The sequence below is a fragment of the Chryseobacterium sp. LAM-KRS1 genome (assembly GCF_013184525.1).
Classification (GTDB): domain Bacteria; phylum Bacteroidota; class Bacteroidia; order Flavobacteriales; family Weeksellaceae; genus Chryseobacterium; species Chryseobacterium proteolyticum.
Window position 1 is genome coordinate 137,972 of the sequence record NZ_JAAOIZ010000006.1, and the last position, 15,057, is coordinate 153,028.

The 15,057-nt window shown below is 36.4% G+C and carries 11 protein-coding genes; 10 read left to right on the forward strand and 1 reads right to left on the reverse strand.

All coding sequences use genetic code 11. The annotated features are described in order from the left end of the window. Nucleotides 1–13 precede the first annotated feature (13 nt). The 4 genes from G9C87_RS18135 to G9C87_RS18150 all read left to right on the forward strand — a co-directional run bounded on the left by G9C87_RS18135 (nucleotide 14) and on the right by G9C87_RS18150 (nucleotide 3,345). Complete coding sequence (locus tag G9C87_RS18135; protein ID WP_172283792.1) at nucleotides 14–964, forward strand: hypothetical protein; 951 nt, start codon at nucleotides 14–16, stop codon at nucleotides 962–964. A gap of 67 nt (nucleotides 965–1,031) precedes the next feature. Beyond that, a complete protein-coding gene (locus G9C87_RS18140) occupies nucleotides 1,032–1,442 on the forward strand; it encodes an Rrf2 family transcriptional regulator (RefSeq protein WP_172283794.1) in 411 nt (136 codons plus the stop codon). Nucleotides 1,443–1,500: 58 nt separating this feature from the next. Next, a complete protein-coding gene (locus G9C87_RS18145) occupies nucleotides 1,501–2,154 on the forward strand; it encodes an NAD(P)-dependent oxidoreductase (protein ID WP_172283796.1) in 654 nt (217 codons plus the stop codon). 15 nt (nucleotides 2,155–2,169) lie between these two features. Continuing rightward, a complete protein-coding gene (locus tag G9C87_RS18150; RefSeq protein WP_228457047.1) occupies nucleotides 2,170–3,345 on the forward strand; it encodes an MBL fold metallo-hydrolase in 1,176 nt (391 codons plus the stop codon). Nucleotides 3,346–3,595: 250 nt separating this feature from the next. Here the strand turns inward: G9C87_RS18150 and G9C87_RS18155 are convergent, their stop codons facing one another. Then, nucleotides 3,596–4,630 carry a M23 family metallopeptidase gene (locus G9C87_RS18155; RefSeq protein ID WP_172283798.1) on the reverse strand — a complete coding sequence of 345 codons (1,035 nt, stop codon included), beginning with the start codon at nucleotides 4,628–4,630 and terminating at the stop codon, nucleotides 3,596–3,598. 221 nt (nucleotides 4,631–4,851) lie between these two features. Here G9C87_RS18155 and G9C87_RS18160 point away from each other — a divergent pair, with 221 nt between their 5' ends. The 6 genes from G9C87_RS18160 to G9C87_RS18185 all read left to right on the forward strand — a co-directional run bounded on the left by G9C87_RS18160 (nucleotide 4,852) and on the right by G9C87_RS18185 (nucleotide 15,053). Continuing rightward, entirely contained in the window at nucleotides 4,852–5,892 is a 1,041-nt protein-coding gene (locus G9C87_RS18160) for an NAD(P)H-dependent glycerol-3-phosphate dehydrogenase (RefSeq protein ID WP_172283800.1), read from the forward strand. A gap of 230 nt (nucleotides 5,893–6,122) precedes the next feature. Then, nucleotides 6,123–7,145, forward strand: coding sequence for an LLM class flavin-dependent oxidoreductase (locus G9C87_RS18165; RefSeq protein WP_172283801.1), 1,023 nt, complete (start codon nucleotides 6,123–6,125; stop codon nucleotides 7,143–7,145). A 10-nt stretch (nucleotides 7,146–7,155) separates the two neighbouring features. After that, nucleotides 7,156–8,244 (forward strand): NAD(P)-binding domain-containing protein, encoded by a 1,089-nt coding sequence (locus G9C87_RS18170; protein ID WP_172283802.1) that lies wholly within the window; start codon nucleotides 7,156–7,158, stop codon nucleotides 8,242–8,244. Nucleotides 8,245–8,435: 191 nt separating this feature from the next. Further along, nucleotides 8,436–9,941 (forward strand): malate dehydrogenase (quinone), encoded by a 1,506-nt coding sequence (mqo, locus tag G9C87_RS18175; RefSeq protein ID WP_172283803.1) that lies wholly within the window; start codon nucleotides 8,436–8,438, stop codon nucleotides 9,939–9,941. A gap of 236 nt (nucleotides 9,942–10,177) precedes the next feature. Then, the gene (locus G9C87_RS18180) at nucleotides 10,178–11,806 is read left to right on the forward strand and encodes a T9SS type A sorting domain-containing protein (protein ID WP_172283804.1); all 1,629 of its coding nucleotides are present in this window, start codon (nucleotides 10,178–10,180) and stop codon (nucleotides 11,804–11,806) included. A 79-nt stretch (nucleotides 11,807–11,885) separates the two neighbouring features. Continuing rightward, on the forward strand, nucleotides 11,886–15,053 hold the full coding sequence (locus tag G9C87_RS18185) for a hypothetical protein (protein WP_172283805.1): 3,168 nt from the start codon (nucleotides 11,886–11,888) through the stop codon (nucleotides 15,051–15,053). Nucleotides 15,054–15,057: the final 4 nt, after the last annotated feature.

Sequence of the window (15,057 nt, forward strand, 5' to 3'; positions counted from 1 at the left end):
AAAAATAGATTGAATGAAAAAGCTGCTTTACCTTTTTGCTATTTTTAGCTTAATAACTTCATGTGTTTCCAAAAAAAATCAGGCCATAAAGCAGAATATTCTTACTTTAAAAGATAGCTACTGCAAAGCCCCGTTCCAATACAATTACAGCAAAAAGCTTCCTTCCTATAATTCTGACTCTATTCTGGCTGCGAACAAGGAGCTTAAAGGAATGTTTTCCGATCAGAGTATCCTTATCCTGAATGCTCTGGATAATCTGGACGAAGTGCATCAGATTATGGAACTTAAAAAAGATACCTCACTAAGTGCTCAGGTTAAAGTTTTACAGCTTAAAACTAAAATTAACAGTAAAATTACGATTGCACTCACAGAGCTGGATGCTGTAGCGGCTGAATTTGATTGCGAAGGAGAGCGGGTGGCTCAGATTGGAAGCTATGTAGATAATCTCAATGCTTCCAGGAATAATAAACTTATTTTATATTCCATTGTGGCAGGAGCTGCGGCATCCATTGCGGGAGGAATTGTAAAAGATGAGGGATGGAGCAGTGCAATAGATATTGGAGGGGGTGCTTTGGGGGCCGGATTCGGATTGGCTACCCTGAACCCGAAGGGTAAGAAGGTAGAGTTTATCCATCAAAGAAATCTGCTCAGGGATATATGGAACGAAAGACTTGAATCTCCTAATTTTCCACCATTTATCTGGTACATGTATACCGAGAAGAAGTTTTCCAATAAAGAATCAAGTTCAATCATCCAGAGTATGAAACAAAGGTGGCTTCATTATCAGTTCGATGATGATAGGAAAGCTGCAGACAGTTCGGTTATTTTTAGTGACGGAGGATTTTATCGTGCTGATGACCTGCAAAACCGTGCAGCAATGCTTAATCAGATGCAATCAGCAACAAGAACGATCAATCAGAACATCAACTATTTGCTTTTGGATTTGGATAAATTGGTACTTTAAGAAAAATTTAACTGTAATAAATTTTGTTACAATTAAAAAATTGTTTTACCTTTGTCCTGTAATTAAAATGAACAATACAAGATTTGCTACGGCAGTACATATTATGACCTTATTGGCAGATAGTCCGGAGGAGTGGTTAACTTCTGAGTGGATGGCTGGCAGTATTAATATTAATCCTGTTGTTGTTCGTAAAGAGTTAGGGGTTTTAAGAAACGCTGGTCTGGTTGCAAGCAGACAAGGTAAAGAAGGAGGAAGCCAGCTTTCGAGGAATGCGAGCGAAATCCGTATTTCTGATATCTACTCAGCAGTAAAAAACACTGAAGTTCTGGGTAAAAAAAACCTAAATCCTAATCCGGCTTGTAATGTCGGAAAAGAGATTAATAATCATTTAAACACATTATTCAGCGAAACAGAAAAGTTAGTGATTCAATTTTTAGGGGATAAAACATTACAGGAGTTTTGTGATCAATTCAATTAAAATTTTTTACCCTTAAATGTAACAAAATTTATTACAATTTAATTTAAAAATAAACATTATGAAAAAAGTAGCAGTAATTGGTGCAACAGGATTTGTAGGTTCACATGTAGTGAAAGAATTGGAAAACAGAGGTTATGAAGTAGAGGCGATCGTAAGAGATGCTTCTAAAGTAGAGCAAAATGACAAAGTAAAGGCTAAAAGTGTTGATGTAAACAATGTAGAACAGCTAGCCGAAAATTTAAAGGGAATTGATGCTGTAATCAGTACTTACAATGCCGGATGGACAAATCCGAATCTATACAATGACTTTCTTACCGGTTCTGAAAACATTGAAAAAGCAGTTGAGAAATCGGGAGTAAAAAGACTTATAGTAGTAGGAGGTGCAGGAAGTCTTTATACACCGGATCATGTACAAATTGTAGACACGCCGGATTTTCCCGAAGCATATAAACCTGGAGCTACCGCTGCCAGAGATTATTTGAATAAGATCAAAGAAAATAATACGCTTGACTGGACCTTCTTTAGCCCTGCAATTGAAATGAACCAGGCTAACGTAGGAACAAGAACAGGAAAATACAGAACTTCTTTAGAAACTCCGGTATTGAATGAAGAGGGAAGAAGTATTCTGTCAGTAGAAGATGTAGCAGTTGTTCTGGTAGATGAATTGGAACAGAACAATCATATCCGTGAACGTTTTACAGCTGCTTACTAATCAAAACAACATTTTATGATGCTGAGAAAAAAATTATTATCATTACTGGCTGTCTTAGTTTTTGTAGGGAGTGCATGGGCTGCAACCCTAAAAATAAAAGTATATAATCCGGGAGCAAAAGCTATTTTTCCGATTACCTCTACTCTTGTATACGGAGATAAAGATGCCATACTGATTGATGCACAATTCCAAAAACAATATGCGGAAGAATTGGTAAAGGAAATAAAGGCAACAGGCAAAAATCTGAAAACCGTTTTTATTTCGCACAGCGACCCTGACTTTTATTTTGGGCTTGATGTTATTAAAAAAGCATTTCCTAACGTAAGGATCATTTCCACTGCGCAGACAGCTTACCTTATTTCAGCTTCTAAAGATGATAAGCTGGCAGTATGGAATCCTCAGTTGAAAGCGGATGCTCCCTCAGAGGTTTATGTTCCTCAAGCTGTAGACTCAATTCCCGATTTGGAAGGAAATAAAATTGAGATCAGACAGAACCCTGACGATCCTGCCCATAGCTTTCTGTGGATTCCTTCGTTAAAAACAATTGTTGGAGGTATTTCCGTTTCTGTAGATTCTCATATCTGGATGGCAGATACTCAAAACAATGAAGCTATTGATAAATGGATTGCACAGATTGACGCAATGAAGGCTTTGCAACCACAACAAGTTGTTCCGTCTCATTTTGCGAAACTAAATTTGTCTCCACAATCTCTGGACTTTGTTAAAAAGTATTTAGAAAACTATAAAAAAGCCGTTCATGAGAACAAAAGTTCAGATGCTGTAGTGAAATATATGGTGAATCAATATCCGGATCTTCCTGGAAAAGATGAGTTGGGGATGGGCGTTAAGGTATTTTTAGGAGAGATGAACTGGGATCTGAAATCGCCATATCCGGCAATCGGAAGAAAGGTTGAAGTGGATTTTGGAAAAGGAAAATTTGTATTGGATTATAAAGATAATAAAACGATGTCTTTTAGTGGTACAGAAGCTTTTAAAGGTATTTCAGATACTGTTGAGTATACGGCAACTGAGATTGCAAAAAATATATTCATGGTGTATTGGCATGAACCTAAAACCGGTGAAAATGTTACCCATATTCAGGATTATAATAAAAACATAATTTATACGAATATTGCTGGAAAAAACGGATCGTTCGATCATTTTAAAGTACCGTTTAAAATCTTGAAATAAAATAATAGGTAAAAACTCGGCTGCCGTCAGGCAGCCGAGTTTTTTTAATCCAATAATTCATTTAGGTATTTGAATTAAAAGACATAACGTAGCCGGCAACCTTAGCGGATTCTTGATTGATTAAAATTAAAACGATAGAATATTTGTGTATAAAACTCTCTCAGATATAACGGATTACACAGTCTCTTTTTCAAGTATAAATTTCGAATAAAACAACAAAAACGGCTGTCTTTTGACAGCCGTTTTTATATTATAAATTCATAAATAATTTCGGATTCACCGGAGTATTGTTTTTGTGCACTTCATAATGAAGATGAGGACCTGTGGAACGTCCTGAATTTCCGGATTTGGCAATCACCTGACCTACTTTTACCTTATCGTTTACTTTTGCGATCAATTCGGATAAGTGGCCGTATAAAGTTGCCAAGCCATTTCCATGGGAAACAATTACGCAGTTCCCATAACCTCCCTTCTGTCCTGAGAAAATAATGGTTCCGGCTGCGGCTGCTCTTACATCAGAACCATAAGCAACAGCAATGTCCAGACCTTTATGAAATTGCATCTGATCTGCTTCGGCAGGTGGATTATTTTTTTCTGTTGGTGCTGTTTTGGAAGATGACGGATTGGCGGCTAAGGTTTTTGTAGAGGTTGATGCAGCGGATGGAGTAGCGGTGTTGGTTGCTTTTGGAGTAACCATTACTTTTACCTCTCTTTTATTTCCGTAACTGTCTGTCAATTCAATGATCTTTTCAACAGGTTCGGCTTTCACTTCTGGTTTTGGAGCTGCGGCAACTGCTGGTTTAGAATCTGCAACCGCACTTGTCCTTACGGAAGCATAGACGGTCTTAAATGGAATAGGATTTTTTCTGACTCCAAAATTGGACGAAATATATCCGTCAGTTGGCATTCCCAATGGAACCTGCATCAGTTTTTTTTGTAAATCCATTAAATATTGACTGTAACGGTTGGCTTGTTTGGCCAGATAGACAGAGTTTGAAATACTATCTTTACTCAGAAACATCAGCTTTTCACTAGGAACATCTTTAGACTTCAGGAATGAGTTAAGCTGTGCTACGGTTTGATCTACTAAAGTAAGATCTGTTTTCATTTTTAAGTAATCTACACTGTCTTTTTCAGTGTTTATTTTTACAAGGTTTACTTCGTATGTTTTATCATCCTTTTCGGAAGATAACTTAGCTATAAAGATGCCTTGAGCAAAAACTACCAGTAAAAGTCCTCCCAGGAGTATATTTACCTTCTTTTTGCTGCTTAGAAATTTATTCATATTTCTTCAGTTAGTATTAAAACAGTATTAGCCTGCAAATTTAATTAAAAAACAGTTTTATGAATTATTTTTAATTAAAATTTACTTATTTCTGTATTTAACGTGGATTTAAAGGTTTAATTGTGTGAAAGTGTTAATGTTTTCAAAAAATTAGGTTTTATCACGCTCCGAAAGAGTTCTTAATTTTTTGTTTTAATATCTTTGCAGTTCACATTTCAATTATGGCGAAAAAGAAAACTATTTCAGAATCTTCAAATCCGAAAAAGAATAAAAGTGAAGTTTCCGTAGGAGTGGTAGGAAGTGGAAGTTTTGCAACTGCGATTGTAAAAATGCTTGTTGAAAACTGTAAAGTAGTACATTGGTGTGTACGAAGTGAATTTGTAAAAGGAGCTATTGAGCTTCGCGGGCACAATCCTACTTATTTAACTGCAGTTAACTTTAATCTTAAAAATTTAAAACTGACAACTGATATCAATGAGCTTGTTACAGCCTGTGATATTATTGTACTGGCAACTCCTTCTATTTATCTTTCAGATACATTGGATAAGATGACCTGCGATTATAAAGATAAAATTTTTGTTTCTGCAATTAAAGGGATCATTCCTAAAGTAAACGATGTGGTTGCTCATTATCTGAGAGATGAATTTCAGATAGGATTCCGAAATCAGGCGGTAATTGCCGGACCTTGTCATGCTGAAGAAGTGGCAATGGAGCGTCTTTCTTATCTTACCGTAGCCACTGTAGAGGATGAAGTTTCCGAGAAACTGTTGAACATCTTTAATTCCGATTTTATAAAAGTCCACTCAAGTAAAGATATCTTAGGGAACGAATACAGTGCAATCCTTAAAAATATTTTCGCCATTGGTGCAGGAATAGCAAGTGGCTTGGGTTATGGAGACAACTTCACGGCCGTATTTGTGTCGAATGCGATCAGAGAAATGGAAACATTCCTTGAAGCCATATATGAGGCACCGAGAGATGTTAATGAAAGTGCCTATCTAGGAGACTTATTGGTGACGGCCTATTCATTGTTTTCCAGAAACAGAAGTTTAGGGAATCTGATCGGAAAAGGATACACTGTAAAATCTGCTATCCAGTCCATGAACATGGTAGCAGAAGGATACTACGCAGCTAACTCTATTTATAAAACGGCTAAACAAAAAAATCTGAAACTTCCGATTGTTGATACCATTTATGGAATTCTGTATGAAGGTAAAAATGCAGAAAAACAGTTTAAAAAGCTGACCGCAAAATTGAACTAAAACGACTTGAAAATTACAGGACAGAATATAAACATCAGCAATTTGCTGATGTTTTTTTATTGGAGACTATTTTTACCGGGGCACAGATCTTTGATTCAATTCAGTGTATATAAAAACGGAATGCAATCTGTCTTGTATCTGAAATGTATTGGTAAATAGTAAGGACTTGTTATATTCCGAACTTACCATATGATAATATTTCAAGAGATTACATTTTGTAAATTAGATATATGAAAAAGATAGGATTTTTATCGTTTGGACATTGGGGAAATCATCCTTCATATGATACCAAAACAGCAGGTGACACTTTGTTACAATCCATAGATCTGGCTGTAGCTGCAGAAGAAATTGGAATTGACGGAGCGTACTTTCGAGTGCATCATTTCGCTAACCAGTTGGCGTCGCCGTTTCCTTTGTTAGCGGCTATTGGTGCCAAAACCAAAAAAATTGAAATAGGAACGGGTGTCATCGATATGCGGTATGAAAACCCATTGTATATGGTAGAAGATGCCGGCGCAGCAGATTTGATTTCTGGAGGCCGGTTACAATTAGGCATCAGTAGAGGTTCACCAGAACAGGTCATTGATGGTTGGCGATACTTCGGATATGATTTGGAAGATGGACAATCAGATGTTGATATGGGACGTCGTAAAGGTTTGGAGTTTTTTGATTTGTTGAGAGGAGAAGGGTTTGCTCAACCTAATCCTAATCCGATGTTTCCTAATCCTCCAGGATTATTGCGTATAGAACCCCATTCTGAAGGATTACGTGATCGCATTTGGTGGGGCTCTGCTTCGGATGCCACTGCAGTTTGGGCGGGAGAAACCGGTATGAATCTGCAAAGCTCTACTTTGAAGTTTGATGAAAGTGGAAAACCTTTTCACATTCAGCAGGCTGAACAAATTCGTTTGTATAGAGAGGCTTATAAAAAAGCAGGACATACACGGACCCCGAGAGTTTCTGTGAGCCGGTCTATTTTCGCAATCGTCAACGATCAGGATAGATATTATTTCGGGCATGAAGCCGACAGAACAGATAAAATAGGTGTTTTAGAGGGGAACCAACGTGCTATTTTCGGAAGAAGTTATGCTGCTGAACCGGAACAGCTCATTAAGGAGTTGGCTCAGGATGAAGCCATTCAGGAAGCAGATACTTTATTATTGACAATTCCCAATACATTGGGTGTGGATTACAATGTACATGTACTTGAATCCATTTTGAAATATGTGGCTCCTGAATTGGGCTGGCGTTAAAAAATCTGAAATGGCGGGAAAAATTTGGTATAAAACAAAAATTGCAGTTATTGGAGCCGGGCAAGCCGGACTTTCTACAGCATATCACCTCAAAAAAATGGGACTGGAAATCGGTCGGGATTTTATTATTTTAGATGCTGCACCTTCAGCTGGAGGTGCATGGCAATCCCGTTGGGACTCCCTGACCTTGAGTACAGTAAACCGCATTCATGATCTGCCGGGAATGTCATTTGAAGAAACTATTCAGGGAGATGAAAAGGAAGTTCGTGCTAATATTGCCGTTCCGCATTATTATGATTTGTATGAGAAAGAGTTTGGGTTACAGGTCTATCGGCCCGTAAAGGTTGAAAAAGTGAGCCTGAACGGAGAACGGTTTTATATTGATACATCATCCGTTTCCTTTTCTGCATTAGGCATCATTAACGCTACGGGAACCTGGGAAAATCCATACATCCCGGAATATCCGGGTGCTAAGCTTTTTAAGGGCGAACAGCTACATACTCGGAATTTTAAAAATGCTGAATACTTCAGGGGAAAACACGTGGTCATTGTCGGAGGTGGTATTTCTGCGATTCAATTGCTGGATCAGATTTCAAAAGTAACCACCACTACATGGGTTACACGAAGGCCTCCGGAATTTCGTGAAGGACCGTTTGATGATATGGCCGGGAGTTTAGCAGTTGCGATGGTTGATAAAAGAGTGAGAAGCGGATTATTGCCAACATCTGTTGTTTCGGTAACGGGCTTACCTGTTACTGATGAAATTAAAAATATGGAAAAAAGAGGTGTTCTCAAACGGTTTCCTATGTTCAGCGAGATTACGGAAGAAGGTGTTAAATGGGAAGATGGAAGACAGGAAAAAGCTGATGTCATTCTTTGGAATACGGGTTTCCGCTGGTCTCTGTCTCATTTAGATGCTGTTTTGCCTAAGGAAGAAGGTGGAGGTATCATCATGTCCGGAAGACTTGCCACTGAAGTTTCAAAAGAGCCGAGAATTCATTTGGTGGGTTATGGACCTTCAGCTTCCACTATCGGAGCAAACAGAGCTGGAAGTGCTGCGGCAAGGGAATTGGTTAAGACGCTAGGAATTGAGAAGTAAATTGATGTCTAATTAGAAGCATTTCGTATTCATCAATCCATAACCTGAATGGTGTAAAAATTTAACCTAAAATTTTGTACTTTTTCTAGTGCAGATACAGGTTAGATATTCTTAATAACTTTTGTGTTAAAATCCTTAAACGCAATCTTCTTTTTAAAACTTTTCACGAAATTAGTAGTAAATTTTATGTTATGTCACATTCGCTTATAAGCAGAACGCCAAAACCAAAATATGACGTTGTACTCATTGGGGGTGGTATCATGAGTGCCACTTTAGCCACATTACTCCACGAATTTGATCCCGATCTGGAGATCGCAATTTTTGAAAGGCTTGGCAGGTTTGCCAAAGAAAGTACAGCAGCCTGGAATAATGCCGGAACAGGGCATTCAGCATTTTGCGAATTGAATTATACTCCGGAAAAAGAAGATGGGACCATTGATATTTCAAAGGCAGAAAGTATTGCAGAACAATTTGAAATTTCCAAACAATTTTGGTCCTATTTACTTCAAAAGGGATATATCAAAGATCCAAAAGATTTTATCAATTCATGTCCTCACATGAGTCTGGTATTTGGAGATAAGGACGCAGAATACCTGAGAAAGCGCCATGATAAGATGGTGAAATCCGTTTTATTTAAAGGAATGGAGTATTCTACGGATCATGAAAAACTGCGGGAATGGATTCCCTTAGTGATGAGCAAGAGAAATGCTTCTGAAGTAATGGCAGCAACCAAAATGGATCTGGGAACGGATGTTAATTTTGGTTCCCTTACCCGAAAAATGGGAAGACATTTATTAGAAGATTCCAATGTAGAGGTTTTTTTATATCATGAAGTAAAAGATATTGATCCCAGAGAAAATGGACAATGGGAAATGAAGGTTAAAGACAGGATTCACAATCACAAACAAGAAGTAGTTGCAGATTTTGTATTCATCGGTGCCGGAGGTTATGCGCTTCCGTTGCTTGATAGTTCAGATATTAAGGAAAGTGAAGGGTATGGAGGTTTTCCTGTTTCGGGTGAATGGCTGGTAACGCATAATCCTGAGCTGGTAGAAAAACATCAGGCTAAGGTATACACACAGGCTACAGTAGATGCTCCGCCAATGTCTGTTCCTCACCTTGACCTTAGAATTATTGACGGTAAAAAAGCACTCCTGTTTGGACCTTTCGCCGGCTTTTCAACCAAGTTTTTAAAAGAGGGTAGTTATCTTGACCTTCCTGAAAGTGTGAATACAAAAAACATACGATCCCTTTTCGGGGCCTGGTGGCATAATATTCCTTTGACAAAATATCTAATTCAGCAGGTAGCCATGACGAAAGCTCAAAGGATGCAGCATTTAAGAGAGTTTGTTAAAGATGCCAATGAACCAGACTGGGAATTAAAAGTAGCCGGACAAAGAGTTCAGGTTATTAAAAAAGATGAAAAGGAAGGCGGAAAACTGGAATTCGGAACCGAAGTGGTTGTTAATAAGAGTGGAACCATTGCCTCTTTACTGGGAGCTTCACCGGGAGCTTCTACTGCTGTTTATGCTATGCTTAATGTTCTTGAGAAGTGCTTCGGTGAAAAACTTCACGGGGAGTGGAAAGACAAATTAGTGGAAATGATCCCTTCTTACGGACAAAAACTTGCAGATAATCCTGAACTTACAGATAAAGTGAGAGCTTATACGAAAGAGAAGCTGGAGCTCCATTATTAGTATAGATAAAAGATATTAGAAATAAATTTCTTTTATAAGTAAACGCCCTCATTGAAATTGATGAGGGCTTTTTTGGGGTGGAATTTGGATGAAGTATTATCTATCAGTATTGTAAAGACTTATTTTATGTGACAGAAGTAATGGATGATAAAATTCACATTAAATCTTCTTATATTTCTTTTTAACGTGAAGTAAAAGGGTTATTTTTGCATTCTTTATTAAATTAAACACAAGGCATGAAAAAACTCTACTTCAGTGTACTTTCTATGTGCATTATTTCCGGGCTATCAGCTCAGGAAGTGGTTTGGCAAAAAGATATCAAATCTTCTACCCAGGATTTCCTAAGCCAGGTAACCACAACAATCGATCAGCAGTATTTGATAACAGGAAGTGTCATACAGGCGGGAAACCAGAAGAAAGATGCAGGAAGCAATACCCAGCAAAATAGTGGTTACGACTTTCATTTGGTGAAGCTGAACCAACAGGGAGATCAGGTTTGGGAAAAGTATTTCTCCGGAAACAATCATGATTATTTGTCTTCTACCGTAGCTACCCAGGAAGGAGGCTTTTTAATTTCAGGAACCTCATATTCCGGAAAGGGATCGGATAAAAAAGATGAATCGAAAGGAGGATCAGATATCTGGCTCATTAGGATTAATGAATTTGGAGATGAATTGTGGCAGAAGACTTTGGGAACAAGTGCTGATGAAGAAGCCAGATCGGTTATCCAAACTACAGATTTAGGATTTGTTGTAGCCGGAAATGTTCAGAATGCATCCAAAGGTTATGGTTCAAAAGATATCCTGGTTATCAGACTCGATAAAAATGGAAAAGAACTCTCACAACTTATTTTAGGAGGAAGGGGATTAGACGAAGTGGAGAAGATGATCCCAACAAGAGATGGTGGTGCTTTGTTAGGGATGTATTCAAGAAGTTCAGAGTTTCGTGTTTCCGATTCCGGGAATCAAAACTCAGCTACAGGAACCTCAGATTCCATATCCCGCTATGCAAAAACCACTGAAAACTTTGGTGAAGGAGACTACTGGATCATAAAACTAAACAAAGAGGGAAAGGTAGAATGGGAAAAGAATTATGGAGGAAAAGGAGATGACCATCTAAGAACACTGGCTTTAACCTCAAACGGTTATATCATTGGAGGAGAATCCAGAAGTGAAAGATCCGGAAACAAGACGGTAGGAATAGAAGAAGGAACAGATTTGTGGTTGGTTTCTTTAAATGAAAGAGGAGATGAACAGTGGCAGAAATCCTACAATTTCAAAAACAGGGATGTTTTGATGGGTATGAGTGTGATACAGAGCCAGGAATCAAGAGCCGGGAATCAAGAGGTTACCAAAGGAATATTGTTGGGTGGATATACTCAGGCAGAAGGAAGAATAGAAACAGATGATGAAACATTCTGGATGCTGTATTTGGACAGTACTGGAAATGAACAGTGGAGAAAGCATGTGAAGGGAGAATCCAGAAAGAGAGAGGAGAGATTATCGGATATTAAGCTGAACAGAGATGGTTCCATCATTTTAGCAGGAACCAGTGCAGAGGAATTAGGGAAGGAGAACTGGAAGATCCTGAAGTTGGGAGATAAACAACTGGATCAGTTGATTGAAAAACAGGATATCAAGATCTACCCGAATCCGGTATCAGATTATACTTATGTAGAAATAGGTCTTGAATTTAAGGAAGCGGATATTACTTTGTATGATATGGGCGGAAGACAGCTTCAGAATCTAAAAACCAAGAATAAGGTAACTAAGATTAATACGCAGCCATTGATACAAGGTGCTTACCTGGTGGTGATCAAGACGGATACGAATAAAACAGCGAATGCTAAATTGATTAAAAAATAAACTAAACAGTGAAAAAAATAATTTATAGATATATTATTGTTATATTATTGTTATATTATTTTGTTTAATAAATCAAAATTTGATTGCCCAACCTCCTGGAGGTCCAGATGGCACTGGTGTAAATAATATACCACCAGTGAGTATCGGTGAAAAAAATATAAATCAATTATTTATTGCTCCTGAAGTAAGTCAATTACTCAAAGTTAATTTCATTCCAATGAACTTATATACAGGGAGGCTAAATCTTGAAATTCCACTATACGAAATTAAAACTGGTGAAATCTCGGTACCCGTTTCTTTAAAGTATAATTCAGAAGGAATAAAAATAGAAGAAGAATCATCAAATGTAGGTGCTGGGTGGGTTTTACAAGCAGGGGGAAGTATTAGTAAAATGGTAAGGGATATAGAAGATAGGACTGTATATTTAAGACTTTATTCAATAAATTCTAGTTCCTATTCTACAAAAGCTGTCGCTGCGGGAAGTCTTACTTCTCCAAGTAATACAGCAATAGATGCCAGTAAAGATCTAATGCCTGATTTATTTATAACAACAGCTCCAGGACTTAATTCTAAATTTTATTTTACACTGGATTCTAATGATAATATCTTAGTAAAAGAAATAGGAAATAAAGGGAACAAAATTATACATGGAGATATTTATGGAAAAGTATATGAAGGTGATCTCAAATCTCTTGCATGGGTTGGTGTCAATAAAGTGTTTCCCTACTATAATAATCAAGCAAGGCTGAATGACATTCAGGGAGCAGTTGATGATATTTTTCAGAATTATCCAGGTAATTTTTCTGATTACGCCAGTTTTAACATTACAAATCCACAAGGCACAAATTATAAATTTAAAACCTCAGACATCAATGTAGCATTTCCAACAGGTGTATCTGATGATATTTATTATTTCGGAGTTCCAAACCCATTCAAGTTTTTTTGGGCGGTTCGTGGTTTTATGATGGAAAAATATAACATTAATAAAGGAACATGGCATCTTGATGAAATTACTGATATTGCAAATAAAAAAGTAAGTTTTGAATATTTATCATTTACCAGTTCAAATATAACAAAATACCCAAATACAATAATAGGTGGAGGAACCGTCTCTGTAATCAATGAAGGAGGAACTAAGAAGGAACTAAATGGTGTTCCTTCTTGGTCATATTCTGGAGAACGGAACAATGACTTTTCATTTTATTCTATGAATCCTTTGTATCATTACGTCAGTAAAATAAAATGGGATAACGGTGAAGTTGAATTTTTATATGAAAAAGACAGGGAGGACATTTTAGGTAAAAAAGCGCTTTCAAAGATTAAGATTAAAGATAAACAGCTTAAAGTCATAAAAGAATATTCTTTTGTATATAATTATCTATCTCCCGGAGAAGCTAAAAGATTAAAACTTGAAAGAATAGATATTTGGGAAAATGGACAGCAAAAACCTTTCTATGAACTTTCATATTATGAAAACAGTAATTTACCTTCAAGAAAATCGTTTAAGAAAGATTTCTTTGGGTTTTATAATAATAATAGTCTTTCTGATGATCTGTCGATAGAGAGTTACATTCCTAAATTATATTTTGTAAGAGGAAGAAAAAACCTATCAATTACACCATTTAATGTCACTAATTCTATAACAATTCCAGGAGGAATAAGAAATGTAGAAGCAAATAATTATTCAAGTACAGGACTATTAAAATCTATAAAAAGTATAACTGGCGGATACAACGAATTTATTTATGAAAGTAATATTTTTAGGTTTTATGGTCAGGATATTCTGGGTGGAGGTAGCAGGATTTTATCACAACTTATTAAAGAAGGAGGGGGAGCTGAAAGAAAAATAAAGTATAAATATGTTACTAAAGAAGGTAATTCATCAGGTACTATTGCAAATCTTCCAAAATTTGGTAGTATCGGCATGGTTGAAACGGTTAATGGAAATGATGTTTATCACATGGGAATTCAACTCCGATCATCCAGTAATATTGAATTAACAGATGGGGCATTTGTAGGCTACGAAAGAGTAATAGAAGAAGAGGAAGGAAAAGGATATGTAGAATATTTATATACTTCCCCAAAACAATTTCCAAATATCTATTCTACGGCTTATGTACCTGTGGGAGGGATATATGACAACCAGCCATTAAATAAAATTATCGATAGCAGTTTTTTTCCTGGTGATGTCTTCATGGAGAATGACAAGACAGGCCGATTACTAACTCGAAATATTTTTGATAATAATTCGAATTTATTGAACAGCAGTTCATATCAGTATATGGATAAGGTTTTTGAATTAAAAAATTATAATAGTACTAAACAAATTATTAGAGGTATACAATCAGGATCAATGACATACAAGTATGACGTTAATCTCCAATTGATAAATTCTGTAAATTTATTAAGCTCTGAAGAATCTATTGATTATTTTAATGGAAAACAAATAAAAAACGCTACACATTATACTTATGGTAATACTTCGAATCCATTTTTAACATCTTCAAGAAAGATAGATTCTACAAATAAATTTGATGAAACTACTTATAAGTACGCTTTTGACAAAAGCAATCAATTAATGATTGATAAAAATATGATTGCTATTCCATTGGAAACAATGGAAACAAAAACGATTGACGGAAATAGTAAAACTCTTTCAAAAACTGAAATAATATATCCAAAAACACCAGCAGAAATTATCAATAATACTGCAGGATTAGTGCTTCCAATATCAATAAATACATATAATTTAAATGATAACTTATATAGAAAGATAACTTATGATGCTTATGATACAAAAGGTAATTTATTACAATATACAACCAGCGATGGAATACCTACCGCAATTATATGGGGCTATAATCAAACGCTTCCTATAGTTAAAATAGTTGGTGGAATTTATCCAAGGAGTCCAGACGGATTTCGAAATAGAATACCCCCCGCCCTAGTAAATAATTTGATGGATTTGTCAGATAAAATTCTATCACCACCATCAGGAACTACTTCCGAACAAGCAAAAACAAATTTATTGAATGCTTTAGATGACTTCAGAAAAAATTCAATATTAAATGAGTTTCAAATCAGTACTTATACTTATGATCCTCTAATTGGTATAACAAGTATAACTCAACCCTCAGGAATTAGGGAAGTGTATATTTATGATTCGAGTAATAGATTGAAAGAAGTTAGACAGAATTCTAATACAGGTAAGTTGATAAAAGCTTTCAAGTACAATTATAAAAACTAGTAAA

Bases quoted from the DNA above. Each gene is read 5' to 3' on its own strand.
- G9C87_RS18135 (WP_172283792.1), top strand. From the start codon at position 14: ATGAAAAAGCTGCTTTACCTTTTTGCTATTTTTAGCTTAATAACTTCA.
- G9C87_RS18140 (WP_172283794.1), top strand. From the start codon at position 1,032: ATGAACAATACAAGATTTGCTACGGCAGTACATATTATGACCTTATTG.
- G9C87_RS18145 (WP_172283796.1), top strand. From the start codon at position 1,501: ATGAAAAAAGTAGCAGTAATTGGTGCAACAGGATTTGTAGGTTCACAT.
- G9C87_RS18150 (WP_228457047.1), top strand. From the start codon at position 2,170: ATGATGCTGAGAAAAAAATTATTATCATTACTGGCTGTCTTAGTTTTT.
- G9C87_RS18155 (WP_172283798.1), bottom strand. From the start codon at position 4,630: ATGAATAAATTTCTAAGCAGCAAAAAGAAGGTAAATATACTCCTGGGA.
- G9C87_RS18160 (WP_172283800.1), top strand. From the start codon at position 4,852: ATGGCGAAAAAGAAAACTATTTCAGAATCTTCAAATCCGAAAAAGAAT.
- G9C87_RS18165 (WP_172283801.1), top strand. From the start codon at position 6,123: ATGAAAAAGATAGGATTTTTATCGTTTGGACATTGGGGAAATCATCCT.
- G9C87_RS18170 (WP_172283802.1), top strand. From the start codon at position 7,156: ATGGCGGGAAAAATTTGGTATAAAACAAAAATTGCAGTTATTGGAGCC.
- mqo (WP_172283803.1), top strand. From the start codon at position 8,436: ATGTCACATTCGCTTATAAGCAGAACGCCAAAACCAAAATATGACGTT.
- G9C87_RS18180 (WP_172283804.1), top strand. From the start codon at position 10,178: ATGAAAAAACTCTACTTCAGTGTACTTTCTATGTGCATTATTTCCGGG.